The sequence below is a fragment of the Streptomyces sp. NPDC048411 genome (assembly GCF_040704695.1).
Classification (GTDB): domain Bacteria; phylum Actinomycetota; class Actinomycetes; order Streptomycetales; family Streptomycetaceae; genus Streptomyces.
Genome location: NZ_JBEZKL010000260.1, coordinates 1 through 4090, shown reverse-complemented (window position 1 = coordinate 4090; position 4090 = coordinate 1). Strand labels below are relative to the sequence as shown.

At 67.4% G+C, this 4090-nt stretch carries 2 protein-coding genes; both read right to left on the bottom strand.

Features of this window, described 5'->3' with window-relative positions; genetic code table 11:
* Window positions 1–91 precede the first annotated feature (91 nt).
* Window positions 92–580, bottom strand: a complete 489-nt coding sequence (locus AB0915_RS38470; protein ID WP_366695961.1) for a hypothetical protein — start codon at window positions 578–580, stop codon at window positions 92–94.
* Between the two features lie 102 nt (window positions 581–682).
* On the bottom strand, window positions 683–3331 hold the full coding sequence (locus tag AB0915_RS38465) for a Helicase associated domain protein (protein WP_366695959.1): 2649 nt from the start codon (window positions 3329–3331) through the stop codon (window positions 683–685).
* Window positions 3332–4090 lie beyond the last annotated feature (759 nt).

The following is a 4090-nucleotide window of genomic DNA, read 5'->3' as shown; positions in this document are numbered from 1 at the left end:
CGCTGTCCCTCCTGTCGCGACACCACTGGCTGGGCTGCGAGGAATCCCTGCCGCTGCTCGACGACCGTGCACCCTGATCCGAGAGAGCGACCTAGCCGTACGGGTTGAGTGCCCAGAAGCGGACGGTGTCGCTGCGACGGTCGAACCACAGGTTGGTGGAGTAGCCGCTGCCGTCGCGGTCGAGCTCGTGCGACCGGACCCACTGCGGGTTCTCCGGCCCCTCGCCCTTGAGCGGCTTCTCGAACCACGAGGAGAAGTCATCGGCCGGCCCCTCGGAGACGAAAGCGTGGACCGCTGTCAGCTCGGCAAGTTTCCCCGGTGTCAGCCCGGCAAAGCCCGAGATCACCAGCTCCGGCGACGGTATGCCCCGGTCGTTGTCCCGGCTGCTCACCCACTTGGCGTCGGCGAGCGGGCCCAGCAGCGGGAACGCCCGCTCCAACGGTGCGGTGTCGGTATGCCAGTCCCCCTTGGCCCCGTTCGCCACCTGGCGCAGGGCCCACCAGGCGGGTAGGACCGCCAGCCCCGCACCGATCCCGATCAGCTTCCGTCTCTTCACCGCGATCCCCCTCATGCCTGACATCGGGGGCACCTTAACTGGCTCAAGCACCTCACCCGGACCACCTACTGATCGCAACCAAATACGCCCCCTAGCCGGCCGACTCGCCGTTCGGCCTGCACCGCGTCACGCCCACTGGATGCCCAGTTCCCGTAGCGCGTCCAGCTGGTCCTGGGTGAGTTTGTCGCGTCTCGAGCGGGTGTTGGAGACCCATACGCCCAGTTTCACGGCCACCGGCTCGGTCTCGCCGTCGACCGCGATCTCTTCGCCGTGGCTCCTTGGCACCGGCCGGTGCGTTCCTTCCCGCTCGACCCACTGCGCGAGGGCCGCGAGGCCGCGCTGGAACGCCTGCTGCGCTTTGCCCGAGCCCTTCGCCGCGCGTGTGGCCGTCGGGGCGGGCCGCGCAGTGGGCGATACGCCCAGTGCCGACAGCCGCCGCTGCTGTTTCTCCGACAGCTGCGCCCAGGAGTTCGCCTGCCGCTGGAGCCACTTCCCGAGGTCGTCGCCTTCGAAGGTGGCGCCGGGCTGGATGTCGGGCAGGACGCCGTCGGGTTCGGTGTCGGCGGTGTCGGCGAGGACGCGGTAGTGGCGTTGCCAGTCCAGTGGCCAGGGGCAGTTCCAGTCCGGGTCGATGGCGGCCAGTTGCTGCGCGCGCTGCTGGGCGCGTTCGGGGTTTTTGCCGAGGCCGCCTTTCCTGCGGAGGTTGGCCATGTGCTGCCCCACGGGTACGAGCTCGTTCTCGGCGTCGCCCCATACCGCGTCCTGCCTCGGGGCAAGGTGCCCGTGCGCACGGTGGTACGAGCGCAGCATCGCCAGCTTCGTCTCCCAGGCTTCCTCGCCCGGCTCCCACACCATCTCGGCCTCGTCCAGCAGTTCCTTGCGATGGTCGTCCATCTCGCCTGCCCGCAGGGCCTTGCGCTGTTCGTGGACCCACCTCCCCAGGGGAAACGTGGTGACCCCGAGCTCGGTCTCCGTGTCATAAGGAACGGCGTAGAGCCCGGTGATCTCGTTCTCGGCCCGCCAACGTCGCAGGGCTTGGTAGCCCTCGAGCCAGACCAGGGATTCCGGCCGGTACACCCGCGTGCGCAGGAACGCCGCGATCGTCGCCGCGTCACGGGGAGAGGAGAAGTGCAGCAGCGCCGACTCCACCGCGGCCTCGGTGCCGTCCTGCTCCTGGTCCTCGCCGCGGGCCCCGACGATCCGCCCTTCGTCGTCCCGCTTCACGTGCACCTTGCGCTCGTGCTTGCCGCGGGACAGGGCACGGGAGGCGAGCTGCTCAACGAGTCGTTCATCATGAGAGCGCAGCCCGTTCAGTATGGCTACCAGGGGTGCAAAGCTGGCTGAGGCGATCATGTCGTCGGGGTCTTCGCCGGGTTCCAGGAAGACGGGCACGATGATGCGGGCGATCTTTGTGGTTCCGTCTGGGTTGGGGCGGAGTGCGCGGCCGATGTTCTGGACGATTTCGATCTGGGAGCCGCGGGTGTCGGCGAAGCAGATGGCTTCGACTCCCCGTTCGCCGACGATGTCGACGCCTTCGCCGAGGACGCGTACGGAGGCGAGGAACGCCCGGTGCACCCGCCGGTTCTGGGCGTTGATGCCGCCTGCGAACTGTCGTAGGACGTCGCGCCGCTCGGATACGAGGTGGTCGCCGCACAGCCAGTTCGCCCACACGCGGTCGGCGGGTACGTGACGGTCAGCCTCCAAGTCGTAGAATTTTGCGGCGATAGACGACTTCGGAAGCTCCTCAGCGTCCTTCAGCGTCTTGTCGGACGCCTCGCTGCGGTAGAGCTCGGCCGCCGTCTCGGGCAGCTTGGCCGCGAACGCGGCGGCCTCCTCGACCCGCTGATGGAAGGTCATGACCGTACGCAGATTGTTCGCCGCGGCGTGCTCCAGGAGCGCGGTCTGCAGGAGGGCCAGACGCCGGCCCCGCAGCGCCTCTTCCGAGAGTCCCAGGATCGGGTCCGGGTCTCGAATTTCGAGGACATCAATCTCGAATCCTGCCAAAATGCCCCGTTCGATGGCCTCCGAGAGCCCGAGCTCGAAAATCCATTCGCCGTAGGGTCCTGCCGGGTCGCTTCGCATCGAGGCGATTTCCAGCTCCTGGCCGTCCTTGCCCTTCTGCGGCCGGGGCGCAGTCAGGATCCGCGGCGTGGCGGTGAGGTAGAGCCGGAAGTCCGCGGGGATCCGTTGGTTGTCGTGGATCCCAGCCCAGGGCCGGCCTGCATCCCCTGCGGTTGTGTGGGCTTCATCAACTACCGCGAGGTCGAACGGGGCCATCGACTGGCCGTACAGCCGCTCCCCGCCCGCTAGAGCGGCCTCCAGAGGCCCGCGCACCTTCCGCTGCCCGGCAGGGCCATCGGGATCCTCACGGTCCACGAGAGAGGCGTACGTGGCGAACACGACGACGGTCCCGTGCCCGGCCCACAGGGCGAGCTGGATCGGGTTCGTGGTGGTCCGCACGCCGAGCTGCTCCAGGACGTCGTCCTTCTCCAGCGAGCACACGGCGACCATCGGGGCCCCGTGGCCAACACGGCGCCACGCCTGGGCGGTCTGCACGAGGAGGTCGAGGGTGGGCACCATGACGAGGATCCGGCCGCTCCGGAAGCACTCCAGGGCGGCGGCCGCGGCAGTGATCGTCTTCCCGGAGCCGGTCGCTGACACGATGGTGGCACGGGCGCCCCCCGCGGGCACTGTGTTGCGTGCGGGGAATCCCACCCACTTGCGGATACGCGCATTCGCGTCCACCTGGTGTTCTCGAAGTTGCACAGACGCCATATCGAACCTTTCCGTCTCTAAACGAGGTGGGTGGAACGAGTCACTGAAGATCCGGAATGAGAATGAAAGATCTGCCCGTATGATCCCGGACATGATCCGTCCTGTCTCAGGGCCTCCTACGTGGAAGCACCTCCTCAGCTCCCTCACGCTGGTCTCCGCTATCACGGGCGGCTGGTACGCGCTCCAGCCGGTCTACCCCGACTGCGTAATCCTCTCCGGCAGATATGTCCCCAATGACGGGAAGACATTGTCTGACACCGAGCTGGCAGAGCGTGCCTTCCGGGAAGCAATCGAATCAGGGCAGTGCGAACCCGCGCGTGCACGATGGAGAACCTGGGTTCAATAACCCCCTTCCGGGCGTGCTCTATTTCTGCCAATGCTACATGTGCATCATCTCCCACGTATCCGCCATGCTGAAACCCAACACGAACGAGCACCCCCTCCGCTTGTAGCCAGCCAAGCCCGCATAGCGGGCTTCAGGTCCTGGAGGCGAAGCCGGAAGGACCCCAGAGCGGGGGAGCGCAGCGGACACACCCTCAGACGGGCACGAAGTGCCCGTCAAATCCCTTACAGGAGACCAATTAGCCCGCACCTGATGCCCCACCAGTCAGGGCCCCCGCAAAGCGGGCCGGCCCCCTCAACTCCAGGAGCGAAGCGGAGGGAGTTGGCCCGGCGCAGCCGGGCACGCTGCGCGAAGCGCAGACTCCGTGAAACGGAGTTAACTCCGGTGCGAAGCACCGGAGTTCGCACCCGCAGAGC

Coding starts and splice junctions, on each gene's coding strand:
- AB0915_RS38470 (WP_366695961.1), bottom strand. CDS start 580: ATGTCAGGCATGAGGGGGATCGCGGTGAAGAGACGGAAGCTGATCGGG.
- AB0915_RS38465 (WP_366695959.1), bottom strand. CDS start 3,331: ATGGCGTCTGTGCAACTTCGAGAACACCAGGTGGACGCGAATGCGCGT.